A 16,513-nucleotide genomic window follows, 5' to 3' on the forward strand; every position below is an offset into this window, starting at 1 on the left:
CTCCCGCAGCCGGCGCAGGCATGATGCGCTACCGAATGGCCGTTTTTTCCAGGATGGCTGCGGCCATCCTGGGCGGCTATGTCCTTGCCTCGGCGGCTGCGGCGTGCCTGGCCGTCTGGCTGCCCATGGGGCGGGCGGACGCCGTCACCGCGGCGCAGATGTTGTCCTTCGTGTTCTACGCCTGTGGCGTGATCTGGGTATTTGCCACGCGCAACGCCTGGCGCGCCTGGATGGGGATCTTGCTGCCGGCCGCCGTGCTGGGCGGCCTGTTCCTGGCGGGGCGCATGATGGGGGCGGCATGAAGGCAGGCAAAGCCCGCGCGCAGGGTGAAGAAGGCCTGCGCCAGTCCATGTCGTGGCTGCACACCTGGGCCGGCCTGATCTTCGGCTGGGTGCTGTTCGCGATGTTCCTGACGGGGTCGCTGGCGTTCTTCCGCCCCGAGATCACGCGTTGGATGCAGCCCGAGATCGACGTCAGGCCGGTGCCTGCCGTGCAGGCCGTGGAGATGGGGCAGCGCTACCTGAGCGAACATGCGCCCGATGCCAAACGCTGGTTCATCACGCCGCCGTCGAACCGCGAGCCGCTGATCCTGATGCTGTATCAGTTGCCCAAGCCCAAGCCGGGCGAACGCGGGTTCGTGCGCGTGAAGCTGGACCCCGCGACGGGGCAGGCCGTGACGGGCCGCGAGACGCGCGGCGGCGAATTCTTCTACCGCTTCCACTTCGAACTGGAAACCGCATTCCCGTGGGGGCGCTGGCTGGCGAGTATTGCCGGCATGTTCATGCTGGTGGCGATCATCAGCGGCATCATCACGCACAAGAAGATATTCACGGATTTCTTTACCTTCCGTCCCAAGAAGGGCGGTCAGCGCGCCTGGATGGACGGGCACAACGTGTTGTCGGTGCTGGGGCTGCCGTTCCACCTGATGATCACATTCAGCGGGCTGGTGCTGTTCATGTTCATGTTGATACCCGCGGGTATCCATGCCGTGTACGAAAACCCCCGCCAGTATTCGGACGACGTCTTCAAATCCTTCAAGGTCACGCCGCCGCTGAACCAGCCGGGGACCCTGATCGCGATCGCGCCGCTGGTGGAACAGGCCCAGCAGCATTGGCAAGGCCGCGTCGGCCGCGTCACTGTCAACAACCCGGGCGATGCCGGGGCGACCGTCACGCTGACGCGGGATGCCGCCGATGGCGTGTCGTACGGCCGGCTGGCGCCCTATATGCGCTTTAACGGCGTGACGGGCGAATTCCAGGAAGGCGAGGACGAACTGAGCGCCACGGTGAAGACCGCCGGCGTCATCACGGGCCTGCATCTGGGGCTCTTCGCCGAACCCCTGCTGCGCTGGTTCTATTTCCTCGTGAGCCTGGCGGGCACCGGCATGGTGGGCACGGGTCTTGTCCTGTGGATTGCCAAGCGCCGCCAGAAGACGCGGCCCGGCGACGCCCGCGAAGCCTTCTCCTTGCGCCTGGTGGACGGCCTGAACGCCGGTACCATCGCGGGCGTCGTGTTCGGCGTGGGGGCCTTTTTCCTGGCCAATCGCTTGCTGCCGGCCGACCTGCCTGGTCGTCAGGATTGGGAAGTGCGGGCCTTCTTCTGCGCCTGGGCGGTGTCGCTCGTCTACGCGTTCCTGTTCCAGCGCCGCAAATGGCAGGATCTGCTGGCGGTGGCCGCCGCGTCGCTGGCCTTGGTGCCGGTCGTCAATGCGTTCACCACGTCGCGCCATCTGGGCGTGTCCCTGCCGCAAGGTGATTGGGTCATGGCCGGGTTCGACCTGACCTGCCTGGCCAGCGCGTTGCTGTTCGGCTGGATGGCGATGAAGGCCGCGCGGGTCCGCAAGGCGCCGGCGAAGGTTTCTGCGAAGGCGGCGGCCACGCCCCGCGCCAGCCAGTCGCCGGCCAAGACGGTTTCCCCCCAGGTCGCTGACCCTGAGGCGCCGCGCGCCTCGAACCCCGTCGTCTATGAACCGCGAGGTGACACGCCATGACGCTTGCCGCTTTCTGCCTGGCGTACGCAGGGTTTTCCGCCCTGTGCCTGGGCATGGACCGCCATTACGAAGACCTGTTCGACCGCGCCATGCCGCGGCGCCACCGGGTACCGTTACGGGCATTCGGCTGGATCGCGCTGGCGCTGTCCTTGTGCGCCTCGGCTGCGGTCTGGGGATGGAGCTACGGCACGGTCGAATGGATCGGCATCCTCAGCATCGCAGGCCTGCTGCTGATCTGGTTCCTGACGTTCCGTCCGCGCGCTGCGCTGACCGCGGGCGGGCTCTGCGCGCTGGCGGCGCCGCTGCTGGCCGTCCTGTAGCCCGGCGAATTCGCGTGGGCGGGGCGGAAGCCCCGGCGGCGGCGTGCGCCGGCACGTTACACTGCTTGTTTCCCCTAGCAAACGCCTCTTCGCCTCTATGAATACCCGCGTCCTTACCGGCATTACCACCACTGGAACCCCCCACCTCGGCAACTACGCGGGCGCGATCCGTCCCGCGGTCCAGGCCAGTACGCAGCCCGGCGTGGACGCATTCTTCTTCCTGGCGGATTACCACGCGCTGATCAAGTGCGACGATCCGGCCCGCGTCGCCCGTTCCCGCCTGGAAATCGCGGCAACCTGGCTGGCCGTGGGGCTGGACCACGAACGCGTGACGTTCTACCGCCAGTCCGATATCCCCGAGATCCCCGAACTCAGCTGGTTGCTGACCTGCGTCACGGCCAAGGGCCTGATGAACCGCGCGCACGCCTACAAGGCGTCGGTGGACCAGAACGTGGCCAAGGGTGTGGAGCCCGACGACGGCGTCACGATGGGGCTGTTCTCGTACCCGGTCCTGATGGCGGCCGACATCCTGATGTTCAACGCGAACAAGGTGCCGGTGGGCCGCGACCAGATCCAGCATCTGGAAATGGCGCGCGATATCGCCCAGCGCTTCAATCACCTGTATGGCCGCGACTACTTCGCGCTGCCTGAAGTGACGATCGAGGAAGACGTGGCGACCTTGCCGGGCCTGGACGGCCGCAAGATGTCCAAGAGCTACAACAACACGATCCCGCTGTTCGAAGGCGGCGCCAGCGCGCTGCGCGCATCCGTGATGCGCATCGTGACCGATTCGCGGGCGCCGGGCGAAGCCAAGGACGCCGAAAGCTCACACCTGTACACGCTGTATCGCGCGTTTGCGACGCAGGCTGAATCGGCGGCGTTCCGCAAGCAGCTGGAAGAGGGGATGGGCTGGGGCGACGCCAAGCAAGCCCTGTACGAACACTTGGAAGCGCTGCTGGCGCCGATGCGCGAGAAGTATTTCGACCTGATCGCCAACCCGGGCCGCATTGAAGACATCCTGCAAGCGGGAGCCGCCCGTGCCCGCAAGCTGGCCGTGCCCATGATGCAGGAACTGCGCGAAGCCGTTGGCTTGCGCAACCTGAACGCGGGCGCCGCAGCCGGCAAGGCGCAGGGCAAGAAGGAAAAGGGCAAGGGCGCGCGCTTCGTCAGCTTCCGCGACGAAGACGGCGGTTTCCGTTTCCGTCTGCTGGGGGTGGACGGCGAAGAGTTGCTGCTGTCGCAGCGCTTTGCCGATCCGAAGGAGGCCGGGGCCTTGATGCGCCGCCTGCAATCGGAACCCGCGGATAGCGTGCTGCAGGCCAGCGCCGAGGGTTACGCGGCGATCGTCGACGGGGTGGCGGTCGCCACGGCGCCGGCAGGCGGGCAGGCCGAGTCCGACTCGCAATTGGCGCGCGCGCGCGACGCCTTGGCGTCGCTGTCGCAGGAATAATGGGCAAGCCGGCGGCGCGTTGCGCCGTCGGCGATCATGACGTTGTCGTGGGGGGGCGGTAACCGGCGTGCGTCAGGCCAGCCGGGCGCTTGCCACGATGCGGCCGTCGCGCACCTGGAAGCGCTGCGCGCTGCCCTGACCGGCGATTTCCAGCATGTCGCCTTCCGAATAGCCCGTGACGTTCGGGCAGTCCAGCCATTCCGGGTTGATGAACGGAAAGTACTTCAGCGTGCCGCTGCCTTGGCTGGCGAAGTCGAAGGTGGTGTTGGCGACCACTTCAGGATCCCACTGGCTGGCGTCGAAGACCAGCGCGCAGCCCGTGCCGATGCGATAGACGATGCTGGCGCCCATGCTGGCGAATCCAAGCGCGCCCACGTGCAGTTGCGCGCCGTTGCGCAGTTCGATGATGCGGGTGCCCAGACGTTCCAGCGTGATGTGCTTAAAGGTCACTTCCGCGCCGTCGACGATCAGATGCGCGTATTGGCCTAGCGTGACTTCGTTGTAAGCGCCGCTGTGGCCGGCTTCTTTTTCGGTAATGGTTGCCGCTTCATTGGCGGCAAGCGTAATGGTATTGCGCATGACGGATGGCTCTCCGGGGGCTCTCGGGGTGGGGCGCTGTTATTGTTGTGCTGCGTGCCTGATAGACGGTTCGCGCCGCGTTTCGCCTGATCATGGAATCTGTGTCTGCCGAGTTCCCCTACGCCAGCGGCTTTTATTATTTGGACACAATTCGATATTTTCCCTTATTTTTCTGGTTTGAGGATTGAGGGAGCGCAAGGAAACGACCCGTTTAAGGGAAAGTCCTAAGCCCAAGAAAAAAGCCCGGCGCAGTGAGCGCCGGGCTTTTTTTGGGGCGATCCGGGAGGATCAGCGCTTGAGCTTGGCGAACGCGTCCGCCATGGCGCTGTTCGTTGCGGCGCCGCCGCCCGCGTTGCCGCGTCCGCCGTCACCCTGGGGGCGACGGGGGCGGTCGCCCCCCTTGGGCGCATCGCCACTGCGACGCGCGGGCGCCGCAGTGTCGTTCAGGCGCATGGTCAGGGCTACGCGCTTGCGCGCCGCGTCCACTTCCAGCACCTTCACGCTGACCGTCTGGCCCACGCGCACCACGTCGCGCGGATCCTTCACGAACTTCTCGGCCAGAGCCGAGATATGGACCAGGCCATCCTGGTGCACGCCGATGTCGACAAACGCGCCGAAGTTGGCCACGTTGGTCACGACGCCTTCCAGCACCATGCCCGGGTACAGGTCGTTCAGCGTTTCAACGCCTTCCTTGAACTGCGCGGTCTTGAATTCCGGGCGCGGATCGCGGCCGGGCTTTTCCAGTTCGGCGAAGATGTCGCGCACGGTCGGCAGGCCGAAGCGCTCGTCGGTGAAGTCCGACGGCGACACGCCCTTCAAGGCGTCGCGCTGACCGATGATCTGCTTCACCTCGGCCTTGATCTTGGCCACGATGCGCTCGACGACCGGATAGGCTTCGGGGTGGACCGACGAGGCGTCCAGCGGATTGTCGCCATTGGGAATGCGCAGGAAGCCCGCAGCCTGCTCGAACGCCTTGTCGCCAAAGCGCGGCACCTTGCGCAGGAGGTCGCGGGTGGGGAATGCGCCGTTCTCGTCGCGCCAGGCTACGATGTTCTTGGCCAGCAGCGAGTTCAGGCCCGACACGCGGGCCAGCAGGGCGGCCGAAGCCGTATTCACGTCCACGCCGACGGCGTTCACGCAATCCTCGACCACGGCGTCCAGCGAACGCGCCAGCTCACGCTGGTTGACGTCGTGCTGGTACTGGCCCACGCCGATCGCCTTGGGATCGATCTTGACCAGTTCGGCCAACGGATCCTGCAGGCGGCGCGCGATGGATACGGCGCCGCGCAGGGTCACGTCCAGATCGGGGAATTCCAACGCCGCGGTTTCCGAGGCGGAATACACGGATGCACCGGCCTCGGAGACCACCACGCGGGTGACTTTCAGGTCGGGGAAGCGTTCCATCATGTCGCCCACCAGCTTTTCGCTTTCGCGCGAAGCGGTGCCGTTGCCGATGGCGATCAGGTCCACCTTGTGGCGCGCAACCAGCGCGGCCAGCGTGTTGATCGTGCCCTCGCGGTCGCGGCGCGGTTCGAACGGGTAGACGGTGGTGGTGTCGACGACCTTGCCGGTCTGGTCGATCACGGCGATCTTGCAGCCCGTGCGGATGCCCGGGTCCAGGCCCAGCACGGCCTTGGGGCCGGCAGGCGCTGCCAGCAGCAGGTCCTTCAGGTTGGCGGCGAACACACGGATGGCCTCGGCTTCGCCGCTTTCGCGCAGGCGGCCGATCAGCTCGCTTTCAAACGCCGTCAGCAGCTTGACGCGCCAGGTCCAACGGCACACTTCGCCCAACCAGCGGGCGCGCGGCGTGGCGTCCAGTGCGAACAGGCCGTTGCCCAGCTTCAGGAAGCTGGCGATGCGCGCCACGCACGGGTGCGGCAATTGCGCTTCCAGTTCAGCTTCCAGCCCCAGGCGCAGTTCCAGCACGCCTTGCTGGCGTCCGCGCAGCAGGGCCAGGATGCGATGGGAAGGCAGCGTGCGCAGCGGCTCGTTGAAATCGAACCAGTCGCGGAAGTTCGCGCCTTCGGTTTCCTTGCCGTCGACCATCTTGGAATAGATCAGGCCGGTGGACCACAGGTGCTCGCGCATGTCGGCCAGCAGGTCCGCGTTTTCAGCGTAGCGTTCGGCCAGGATGTCGCGCGCGCCGTCCAGCGCGGCCTTGGCGTCGTTGATGGACGCCTCGGGGTTCAGGTACTGCGCGGCCAGCGCGGCGGGATCGCAGGCCGGATCGGCCAGGATGGCATCCGCCAGCGGCTCCAGGCCTGCTTCGCGGGCGATCTGGGCGCGGGTGCGGCGCTTGGGCTTGTACGGCGCGTACAAGTCTTCCAGGCGCTGCTTGGTATCGGCCGTTGCGATTTCCTGCTGCAGCTCGGGCGTGAGCTTGCCCTGCTGCGAGATGGATTCAAGGATGGAGCCGCGGCGTTCTTCGAGTTCGCGCAGATAACCCAGGCGAACTTCCAGGTTGCGCAGCACGGTATCGTCCAGGCCGCCGGTGGCTTCCTTGCGATAGCGCGAGATGAAGGGCACGGTGGCGCCGTCATCCAGCAGTTCCACCGCCGAAGCGATCTGGGAGGCGCGCGCGCCGAGCTCGGTAGCGAGCTGCGCGACGATGCGGGCGTTGTCGACGCCGGCGGCGACGTTCGTGATAGCGGAAGTTTCAGACATCTCTATACGACGACAAAAAGGAAAAACAAGGGGCGGATTGTGCCATAAGCCACTGTTACAGAACGTGCCAGAGTGGACCGATCCGTCCCTGCGCGAACCGAAGGCGGGCCCGGCAACGGGTATCATTTGGTCCTTTCCCACATCAGTGTCTGGCGCCCGAACCGTAACCGGTACCGGTTCACCATAGACTCCGACCGACACTAGGCTGCCGTAATGCTGGACCTGGATATTTCCGAATTTTTTGACGAGGACGGGCCCCTGGCCACGGCCATGCCCGGCTACAAGCCACGCCCTTCGCAGGTGGAGCTGTCGCAGGCCATCGGCGACGCCATCCAGGACCGCGCCACGCTCGTGGCCGAGGCGGGCACCGGCATCGGCAAGACCTGGGCCTATCTTGTACCCGCCTTCATCCAGGGCGGCAAGGTGCTGATTTCCACCGGCACCCGCACGCTGCAAGACCAGCTGTTTGCGCGTGACCTGCCGCGCGTGCGCGCCGCGCTGGCCGCTCCGGTGACGGCCGCGCTGCTCAAGGGCCGCGGCAACTATGTCTGCCACTATCACCTGGAACGCCTGCAGGGCGACGAGCGCGCGCTGAAGTCACGTACCGAGATCCAGCAACTGCGCCAGATCCAGGTCTTCGCGGGCATCACCAAGACGGGCGACCGCAGCGATCTTGCGCAGGTGCCCGAAGACGCCGACATCTGGCAGCGCGTGACCTCCACGCGCGAGAACTGCCTGGGCCAGGAGTGCCCGCGCATCCGCGACTGTTTCGTGGTGAAGGCGCGCCGCCAGGCCCAGGAGGCCGACGTGGTGGTGGTCAACCACGCGCTGTTCATGGCCGACCTGGTGCTGCGCGAAGAGGGCGTGACCGACCTGCTGCCCGAAGCCGACACCGTCATCTTCGACGAAGCGCATCAGCTGCCCGACACCGCCACGCGGTTCCTGGGCAGCAGCGTGTCCACGCACCAGCTGATGGATTTCGGCCGCGCGCTGGAAGTGGCCGGCCTGGCGTATGCGCGCGAGGCCGCCAAATGGAGCGACGTCAGCCGCCACCTTGAAACCGCGGCGCGCGAGCTGCGGCTGACCTGTGCGCCGCTGGACCGGATGCCGGGCCGCAAGGCCACGTTCGACGCGATCCCCAACCCCGAGGAATTCGACGAGGCGCTGGCCGCCTTGCGCGAGGCCGTCGACACGGCCACCAAAGCCTTGGGCGCGGTGGCGGAAAAGCATCCCGACCTGATGGCCGCGGCACGCAGCGGCGCCGAAATTTCGGTGCGGCTCAAGCGCTGGGCCACGCCGGGGCGCGCTGATGCCGGCTTGGCCGACGAAGGCTGGGGCCGCGACGACCAGTCGCCCGAACCCGCCGCCTCCGACCTGGGAGACGGTCCGTCCACGCCCGCCGCCATCCTGGAAGGCGTGGCTGCGGCCGCCGAGCAATGGACGGGTCCTGCCGTGCGCTGGGTCGAGCACGGCCAGCATCACGTGCGCCTGCATTCGGCGCCGCTGTCGGTGGCGCAGGCGTTCTCCAAGTACCGCAAGCCGGGCCAGGCCTGGATCATGACGTCGGCGACGCTGTCGGTGAACGGCGAGTTCACGCACTTCACCAGCCAGCTAGGGCTATCGAGCGCCCGCACGGGCAAGTGGGAATCGCCGTTCAACTATCCCGAACAGGCGCTGCTCTTCGTGCCGCGCGGCATGCCTGAACCGCAATCGCCGCAGTTCCTGGACCGTTTCGTCGAAACGCTGATGCCCCTGCTCGAAGCCAGCCCCGGCGGCACGCTGGTGTTGTGCACGACGCTGCGCGCGGTCGATAAGGTCGCGACCCTGCTGGCCGACGCCTTTGACGACGCCGGGCACGACTGGCCGTTGCTGAAGCAGGGCGAGGGCACGCGCCGCGATTTGCTGGACCGCTTCTGCAAGCTCAAGCATCCGGTGCTGGTGGGCAGCGCAAGCTTCTGGGAAGGCATCGACCTGCCTGGCGACGTGTTGACCTTGGTCGCCATCGACAAGCTGCCGTTCGCGCCGCCCGACGACCCCGTCATCGAAGCGCGCCTGCGGGCCTGCCGGGCCCAGGGCGGCAATCCCTTCTCGGAATACCAGTTGCCCGAAGCCGCGATCTCGCTCAAGCAGGGCGCGGGCCGCCTGATCCGTACGGAGTCCGACTGGGGCGTGCTGATGGTGGGCGATGCGCGTCTGGTCGAAAAGCCCTACGGCAAGCGCCTGTGGCGCGGCCTGCCGCCTTTCGCACGCACGCGCGAACTGGAAGAGGTGCTGGCGTTCTACCGCCGCAAGCAGGAAGGCGAGGGCAGCGACGCCTAGCGCCAGGCACGCGCGCCGGCCCGGCCGCTTGCGGTAGTCAAAAAGAAAGCCCCTCTTTCGAGGGGCTTCGCTTTTCCCATGCGGGGAGAATCCGCAGATCAATCAGTCAAACGGGTTCCACCAGCTGCGATCGGCCTTCAGGCCCTTGGTCTTGAAATCGCTGTTGGGGAAGTTCTTGTCGTAGACGCGTTGGGCGTCGTTCTTCAGTTCCGTCATGCCCAGTTTGTCGTAGGACTCGACCATCAGGTAGAGCGCCTCTTCGGTGGCGGGGGCGCCTTCGAAGTCGGTGATGACGGTTTGCGCGCGGTTGGCGGCGGCCACGTAGGCGCCGCGCTCGTAGTAGTAGCGGGCAACGTGGACTTCGTTCATGGCGATGGTGTTGACCAGCCATGCGACGCGCTTTTCGGCATCCACCGTGTACTTGCTGTCCGGGTAGCGCTTGATGAGTTCATTGAACGCGTCGTAGGACGCGCGCAGGCCCTTGGGATCGCGCTCGGCGGGATCCTGGCCGGTGATGTTGCTCATGAAGGCGCTGGCCGGCGTGAAGTTGATCAGGCCCTTCAGGTACAGGGCGTAGTCGGTGCCGGGATGGTTGGGATACAGCTGCTGGAAGCGGTCGATGGCGGCCAGGGCCTGTTCGTTCTCGCCGTCCTTCCAGTTGACGTAGGCCAGCTCAAGCAGCGCTTGCTGGGCGTAGACGCCGAAAGGGTAGCGGCTTTCGATGGCGGTCAGACGTTCGCGTGCTTCCTTCCAGCCTCCGGAGGACATTTCGGCCTTGGCGTCGGCGTAGAGCTGTTCGGCGCTCCAGTTGGTGGTCTTGTCGTACTTGCTGTTTGTCGAGCCGCAACCGGCGATGACAATGACGGCCAATAGCGCGATAACCACGCGCAAAACCGGCCCGCTTCGGGATGCGGGGTTCGAGGGAGCTGCGGGGTGGTGAATCACGAGAATCGTATCCTTGGTGTTAGCATGGCAGGCTGATTATATGATTTGTCTCCATGTCTGATACAGCCGCCGGCACAGATCTCGTTTCCGACGATGAACTTCTGGGCCTTTCCGACGAAAACGCCGACGAAAACCCCAATGAAAACCGGGGTGAACCGCAACTTGTAACGGTGCCTTCCACGACGAAGGCCGACCGGCTGGACAAGGTGCTGGCCGGGTTGTTGCCCGACCATTCCCGCAGCCGCCTGCAAGGCTGGATCGAAGCCGGCAATGTGCACGTCAACGGCGCGCCCGGCAAGGTCCGTCAGACGGTCGGCCCCGGCGACGAGCTGCAGGTGTGGGCCCAACCGGCGCCCGATGCGCGCGCCTTCACGCCCGAGCCCGTTGAATTCCTCGTGGTGGACGAAAGCCCCGAGTGGATCGTGGTGAACAAGCCCGCGGGGCTCGTCACCCATCCCGGCGCGGGCAACTGGAGCGGCACGCTGCTCAATGGCCTGCTCTACCGCTACCCCGAATTGGCGTCCGTGGCGCGTGCCGGTATCGTTCACAGGCTGGACAAGGACACCTCCGGACTGATGGTGGTAGCCCGCAACGAGCGCGCCCAGACGCATCTGGTGCGCCAATTGCAGGCGCGCAGCATGGGACGCGAATACGTGGCGCTGGCGCATGGCTGGATCGCGAACGGCGGCCGTGTCGAACGCGCCATCGGCCGCGATTCCCGCGTGCCGATCCGCATGAGCGTTGAGCGTCCCGTGGCACCCAAACCCGCCATTACCAATTACGCGCCAGCGCGCCGCGGCCAGGTGGACCCTGGCGGCCGCGTCACCGAAGTGGTGTGCCGCCTGGAAACCGGCCGCACCCACCAGATCCGCGTGCATATGGCCAGCCTGGGTCATCCGCTGCTGGCCGATACGATCTACGGCGGCAAGAACATTGCCGGGGCGCAGCGGCAGATGCTGCACGCCCGCGCCCTGCATTTTGACGACCCGGGTGGCCGCGGCGAAGTCCGATTCGCCGCCGCCGTGCCCGAGGACATGACCCTGGTCCAGGAAAGCATTGCATGGAACGCGTGATCGCCAGCCTGCCTGTCGTGACCGGCCCGGAATGGGCCGGCGTGAATTATTTCTGCACGACCCGCGCAGGCGGCGTGGGCGTGGCGCCGCACGACACCCTGAACCTGGGGCGTCGCGCGGGCGATGATCCGGACACGGTGGCCGAGAACCGGCGCCGCGTGCGCGCCGCCGTGCCGGCCGACCCGCTGTGGTTGCGCCAGGTGCACGGCAGCGAGGTTGTGGACGCCGATGCGCAGGACGTGCCGGACGAACCTGCAGTAGACGCCAGCGTCACGGCGCAACCGGGCCGCGTGCTGGCCGTCATGGTGGCGGACTGCCTGCCGGTGGTCATTGCCGATGCCGACGGGCAGGTGCTGGGCGCGGCGCATGCCGGCTGGCGCGGCCTGTCGGGCGGCGTGCTGGAACATACGCTGGCGGCCATGCGCGCCAAGGCTCCCGCGGCTACCGGCTGGCGCGCCTGGGTCGGCCCCGGCATCGGCCCGCAGGTGTTCGAGGTGGGGCAGGACGTGCTTGACGCCTTCACGCAAGACGATCCCGCCACCGCGCGCTACTTCACGCCGCGCGCCGGTCTATCGGGAAAGTGGTTGGCGGACCTCGCCGGATTGGCGGATTTCCGCCTGCGCCGCGCCGGGGTACAAGAGGTGGCCTTGTCCGGGATGTGCACCGTATCCGAATCGGAACGCTTCTTCTCGTACCGACGCGACGGCGAAACCGGACGCATGGCGCTGCTGGCCTGGCTCGACCCGGTTTGATCTTGCGCAAGGCCGGCCGCCGGGCTTGAGATCTACCCTGGCGGTCTCCTTGTATACCCGCATTGACAGTCCTGGACCCGGAATGCAACATCAATCGAGCAGTCTCGATAACAAGGTGTCGAAGTGAACGCCAATCTCTCCGCCGCAGGGCCCATACCGGTGAGCGTGGCACCGGAAATCCTGGCCGATATTCAGGCCGAGTTCTCGCGCGAGTGGCAGCGCCTTTGTGACGACGCCCGCCGCGGTGCGCTTGCGCCTCTGGCCGACCGCCGCTTCGCCGGCGACGCCTGGGCCGCCAACGGTTCGCATCTGCTGCTGGCGCATACCTATCTGCTGTCGGCCCGCGCCATGCAACGCATGGTCGATGCGGCCCAGGTCAGCGAACCCATGCGCGAGCGCCTGCGTTTTTCCATCATGCAATGGGTCGACGCGCTGTCTCCGTCGAACTTCCTGGCGCTGAATCCGGATGCCCAGCAATCCATCGTGGAAAGCGCGGGCCGCGCCTTGAACGAAGGGCTGGCCAACCTGTTGGGCGACGTCAAGAAAGGCCGCATCACCCAGACCGACGAATCGCAGTTCGAGATCGGCCGCAACGTGGCGGTGACGCCCGGTGAAGTGGTGTTCGAGAACACGCTGTTCCAGCTGATCCAGTACGCGCCGTCCACCGCCACGGTGCACGAGCTGCCGCTGGTGATCGTGCCGCCGAACATCAACAAGTTCTACATCCTGGACCTGCAGCCCGAGAATTCCTTCGTGCGCCATGCGGTGGAGCAGGGCTACACCGTGTTCCTCGTCTCCTGGCGCAATCCGGTGGCTAGCGACACCGATGGCGTGGACCGCGCCACCTGGTCCGATTATCTGGATGACGCCGTCCTGCAGGCGCTGCGCGTGGCCAGCGACATCACCAAGCAGCCCAAGGTCAACGCCCTGGGGTTCTGCGTGGGCGGCACGATGCTGGCGTCGGCGCTGGCGCTGGCCGAGGCCCGCGGCGAACAGCCCGTGGCGTCCCTGACGCTGTTGACCTCGCTGCTGGACTTCCATGACACCGGCATCCTGAACGTCTTTGTCGACGAAGCGCATGCGCTGCTGCGCGACCATCAACTGGGCAACGGCGGGCTGATGCCCGGCCGCGACCTGGCCACCACGTTCTCGTTCCTGCGGCCCAACGAGCTGGTCTGGAACTATGTGGTGGGCAATTACCTGAAGGGCCAGAAGCCGCCCCCGTTCGACCTGCTGTTCTGGAATGGCGACAGCACCAATCTGCCGGGGCCGTTCTTCTCGTGGTACTTCCGCAATACCTACCTTGAGAACAACCTGAAAGTGCCTGGCCGCGCGCAAGCCGCCGGCCTGCCGCTGGACCTGACGCGCCTGACGATGCCGGCGTACATATTCGGGTCTCGCGAAGATCACATCGTGCCTTGGGTGTCGGCCTATGCCTCCACGCAACTGCTGCGCGGACCGCAACGCTTCGTGCTGGGGGCCTCGGGCCACATCGCCGGCGTGGTGAATCCGCCGGCCAAGAAGCGCCGCAGTTATTGGGTGGCGGACAAGCTGGGGAACACGGGCCATGACATGCCCGGCGACCCCAAGGCCTGGTTTGCGCAGGCGACTGAAAATGCGGGCAGCTGGTGGCCCGACTGGACGCAATGGCTGTCCCGGCATTCGGGCAAGCAGGTCAAGGCGCGCACGAAATTAGGCAATGCCAAGTACCGGCCGATCGAGCCGGCGCCTGGCAGGTACGTGAAGGTCCGGGCTGCCTGAAACCGCCATGCGCGGTTGGCCCAGGCCAATAAGAAAGTTAATCAACGAGGCGTCCGTCGCACACAGGAGGAAGTCCAATGAGCGGAAAACTGGCTTACGTAACAGGCGGGATGGGCGGTATCGGCACCTCTATTTGCCAGCGCTTGGCCAAGGATGGCTTTCGCGTGGTGGCAGGTTGCGGCCCAAGCCGCAATTACCAGCAATGGCTGGATGAGCAGGCAGCGCAGGGCTACACGTTCTATGCATCGGTAGGCAACGTGTCGGACTGGGATTCGACGGTAGCGGCCTTTGAACGGGTCACCGCCGACCTGGGCCCGGTCGATGTGCTGGTCAACAACGCGGGCATCACGCGCGATGGCCTGTTCCGCAAAATGAGCGCGGATGATTGGCGCGCGGTCATCGACACCAACCTGAACAGTCTCTTCAATGTGACCAAGCAGGTCATCGAGGGCATGGTCGAGCGTCAGTGGGGCCGCATCATCAACATCAGCTCGGTGAACGGGCAGAAGGGCCAATTCGGCCAGACGAACTATTCCACGGCGAAGGCGGGCATCCACGGCTTCACCATGGCGCTGGCCCAGGAAGTCGCCAGCAAGGGCGTCACGGTCAACACGATTTCGCCGGGCTACATCGGCACGGACATGGTTCGCGCCATCCGTCCCGAAGTGCTCGAGAAAATCGTGGCCACCATCCCGGTGCGCCGTCTGGGCACGCCCGAGGAAATCGCCTCCATGACCTCGTGGCTGGCTTCGGATGAATCCGGCTTTTCGACTGGCGCGGATTTCTCGCTCAACGGCGGCCTGCACATGGGCTAATGTTGGTCAGCGGGCCGCCATCGGGCGGCTCCAGGCGCTGGAAGGCCTCGGGGAGAGGGCCTTCCGGCATTACACTCCACCTTATCCGAAGTCTTAGAGATCGCCCGATCCGGGGACACACATGACGCAAGCACAAACCGGCGCCAGCCTGCGCCTGATTAAAAAATACCCCAACCGTCGCCTATACGACACCCGGACCAGCACCTACATCACTCTGGCAGATGTCAAGCAACTGGTCCTGGCCAACGAAGAATTCCAGGTGGTCGACGCCAAGAGCGGCGAAGACCTGACGCGCAGCATCCTTTTGCAGATCATCCTGGAAGAGGAAAGCGGCGGCATGCCCATGTTCTCGTCGAACATGCTGTCGCAGATCATCCGTTTCTACGGCCACGCCATGCAGGGCATCATGGGTTCTTACCTTGAGAAGAACATCCAGGCCTTCATGGAAATCCAGACGCGCATGGCCGAACAGTCCAAGGGACTGTATGGCAGCCAGTTCGGGCCCGAAGCCTGGACCCAGTTCATGAACGTGCAGACGCCCATGCTGCAGAACATGATGAACAACTACATCGACCAGAGCAAGAACCTGTTCGTGCAGATGCAGGACCAGATGCAGGACCAGACGCGCGCGATGTTCTCGACGTTCCCGTTCACGCCCGGCAGCACGCCGCCGGGGTCGGGCCGCAAGTAATCGCCGCAAAGCGGGCGGGCCAGGCCCTTCCGTTGAACCAGAAGCCGGCAGGGCCATCGCCTGACCGGCTTTTTTGTTGCCGCTCACAGGTGCATCGTGACCGGGGCGCCCGTTGACTGAACGCAATAATCCGCCCCTTTTTTGGCCTCCGGGTTCAGGGATATGTCAGTTTTTTTGGTTACATTAATGAAAACGGTTCTTGTTTAGCTTATTGGAACCGCCATTCATTTGTGTCTCAAGGATTATGCACATGATCAAGAAAGCCTTGGCGCTGGCCATCGTCGCTCTGAGCGTGTCTGCCGCGCAAGCGGCCGAATACCCCATCGGCAAGCCGGTTGAGAAGGGCGGCATGGAAATTGGCGCGGTCTATCTGCAGCCGATCGAAATGGATCCGCCCGGGATGATGCGTCCTGCCAAGGATTCTGACGTGCACCTTGAGGCCGATATCCACGCCACCGCCGGCAACAAGACGGGCTTCCCGGAAGGCGAGTGGGTGCCTTACCTGGTCGTGAATTTCGAGATCCAGAAGGTCGGCAGCCAGAACGTGCAGAAGGGCACCTTCATGCCCATGGTCGCCAACGATGGCCCGCACTACGGCGACAACATCAAGCTGGAAGGCCCGGGCAAGTACAAGCTGAAGTACACGATCCTGCCGCCGTCCGAAAACAAGATGGCTCACTTCGGCCGCCACGTCGACAAGGAAACCGGCGTGGGTCCGTGGTTCGAGCCGTTCGAACTGGAATATGAATTCGTCTACGCCGGCACCGGCAAGAAGGGCGGATACTGATCGTGCGCCGCCTGCATCGCGTTGTTGCCGCCGTGCTGATCGGCCTGGCCGCTTTTGCCGGCATGGCACCCGCGCAGGCGGACGAATTGCCGACGTTCACCTTGAGGTTCAAGCCGGACGGCACGTTCGAGCCGGCGACCCTTGAAGTGCCCGCCGGCCGTTTCAAGATCGAGCTCATCAACGAGAGCAACGAGCCGGTGGAATTCGAGAGCATTCCGCTGCGCAAGGAAAAAGTGCTGGGCCCGGGGGTGAAATCCTTCGTGGTGATCACCATTTCCCGTCCCGGCGAGTATCCCTTCTTTGATGACTTTCACCAGAGCGTGAAAGGCACCCTGGTCGTCAAGCCCAAGGAATAAGCGGTAGCAAT

Annotated in this window: 15 protein-coding genes; 12 read left to right on the forward strand and 3 right to left on the reverse strand. The window is 65.3% G+C overall.

The window, feature by feature from the left end; genetic code table 11:
* Positions 1 to 20 precede the first annotated feature (20 nt).
* The 4 genes from AC3WMU_RS22240 to AC3WMU_RS22255 all read left to right on the forward strand — a co-directional run bounded on the left by AC3WMU_RS22240 (position 21) and on the right by AC3WMU_RS22255 (position 3,760).
* On the forward strand, positions 21 to 302 hold the full coding sequence (locus tag AC3WMU_RS22240) for a DUF3649 domain-containing protein (RefSeq protein WP_006223927.1): 282 nt from the start codon (positions 21 to 23) through the stop codon (positions 300 to 302).
* Entirely contained in the window at positions 299 to 1,990 is a 1,692-nt protein-coding gene (locus AC3WMU_RS22245; protein WP_492282987.1) for a PepSY-associated TM helix domain-containing protein, read from the forward strand. Before AC3WMU_RS22240 ends, AC3WMU_RS22245 begins: the two co-directional genes overlap by 4 nt.
* Complete coding sequence (locus AC3WMU_RS22250) at positions 1,987 to 2,310, forward strand: DUF3325 domain-containing protein (protein ID WP_006223929.1); 324 nt, start codon at positions 1,987 to 1,989, stop codon at positions 2,308 to 2,310. Before AC3WMU_RS22245 ends, AC3WMU_RS22250 begins: the two co-directional genes overlap by 4 nt.
* 97 nt (positions 2,311 to 2,407) lie before the next feature.
* Positions 2,408 to 3,760, forward strand: a complete 1,353-nt coding sequence (locus AC3WMU_RS22255) for a tryptophan--tRNA ligase (RefSeq protein WP_492282988.1) — start codon at positions 2,408 to 2,410, stop codon at positions 3,758 to 3,760.
* Between the two features lie 72 nt (positions 3,761 to 3,832).
* Here AC3WMU_RS22255 and AC3WMU_RS22260 read toward each other — a convergent pair whose 3' ends face one another.
* On the reverse strand, positions 3,833 to 4,339 hold the full coding sequence (locus tag AC3WMU_RS22260) for a hypothetical protein (protein ID WP_088590137.1): 507 nt from the start codon (positions 4,337 to 4,339) through the stop codon (positions 3,833 to 3,835).
* A 288-nt stretch (positions 4,340 to 4,627) separates the two neighbouring features.
* Entirely contained in the window at positions 4,628 to 7,003 is a 2,376-nt protein-coding gene (gene tex, locus AC3WMU_RS22265; RefSeq protein ID WP_006223932.1) for an RNA-binding transcriptional accessory protein Tex, read from the reverse strand.
* A 213-nt stretch (positions 7,004 to 7,216) separates the two neighbouring features.
* Between tex and yoaA the strand changes: the two genes are divergently transcribed.
* Positions 7,217 to 9,322, forward strand: a complete 2,106-nt coding sequence (yoaA, locus tag AC3WMU_RS22270; RefSeq protein WP_280025471.1) for a DNA repair helicase YoaA — start codon at positions 7,217 to 7,219, stop codon at positions 9,320 to 9,322.
* 102 nt (positions 9,323 to 9,424) lie between these two features.
* Here yoaA and AC3WMU_RS22275 read toward each other — a convergent pair whose 3' ends face one another.
* Positions 9,425 to 10,213, reverse strand: coding sequence for an outer membrane protein assembly factor BamD (locus tag AC3WMU_RS22275; protein WP_006223934.1), 789 nt, complete (start codon positions 10,211 to 10,213; stop codon positions 9,425 to 9,427).
* Between the two features lie 107 nt (positions 10,214 to 10,320).
* Here AC3WMU_RS22275 and AC3WMU_RS22280 point away from each other — a divergent pair, with 107 nt between their 5' ends.
* From AC3WMU_RS22280 to AC3WMU_RS22310, 7 genes are all read left to right on the forward strand, one after another.
* Positions 10,321 to 11,340, forward strand: a complete 1,020-nt coding sequence (locus tag AC3WMU_RS22280; protein ID WP_280025469.1) for an RluA family pseudouridine synthase — start codon at positions 10,321 to 10,323, stop codon at positions 11,338 to 11,340.
* On the forward strand, positions 11,328 to 12,092 hold the full coding sequence (gene pgeF, locus AC3WMU_RS22285; protein WP_280025467.1) for a peptidoglycan editing factor PgeF: 765 nt from the start codon (positions 11,328 to 11,330) through the stop codon (positions 12,090 to 12,092). The genes AC3WMU_RS22280 and pgeF overlap by 13 nt, the downstream gene beginning before the upstream one ends.
* A 123-nt stretch (positions 12,093 to 12,215) precedes the next feature.
* Positions 12,216 to 13,853, forward strand: a complete 1,638-nt coding sequence (gene phaC, locus AC3WMU_RS22290; protein ID WP_088590143.1) for a class I poly(R)-hydroxyalkanoic acid synthase — start codon at positions 12,216 to 12,218, stop codon at positions 13,851 to 13,853.
* Between the two features lie 77 nt (positions 13,854 to 13,930).
* Positions 13,931 to 14,668: an acetoacetyl-CoA reductase gene (gene phbB / locus AC3WMU_RS22295; protein ID WP_006222901.1), complete on the forward strand. Its 738-nt coding sequence runs from the start codon at positions 13,931 to 13,933 to the stop codon at positions 14,666 to 14,668.
* 121 nt (positions 14,669 to 14,789) lie between these two features.
* On the forward strand, positions 14,790 to 15,359 hold the full coding sequence (phaR, locus tag AC3WMU_RS22300) for a polyhydroxyalkanoate synthesis repressor PhaR (protein WP_006222902.1): 570 nt from the start codon (positions 14,790 to 14,792) through the stop codon (positions 15,357 to 15,359).
* A gap of 250 nt (positions 15,360 to 15,609) precedes the next feature.
* Positions 15,610 to 16,146 (forward strand): iron transporter, encoded by a 537-nt coding sequence (locus tag AC3WMU_RS22305; protein ID WP_006222903.1) that lies wholly within the window; start codon positions 15,610 to 15,612, stop codon positions 16,144 to 16,146.
* Positions 16,147 to 16,148: 2 nt separating this feature from the next.
* A complete protein-coding gene (locus AC3WMU_RS22310) occupies positions 16,149 to 16,502 on the forward strand; it encodes a cupredoxin domain-containing protein (RefSeq protein ID WP_006222904.1) in 354 nt (117 codons plus the stop codon).
* Positions 16,503 to 16,513 lie beyond the last annotated feature (11 nt).

The sequence above is a fragment of the Achromobacter sp. FW305-C-13 genome (assembly GCF_058783475.1).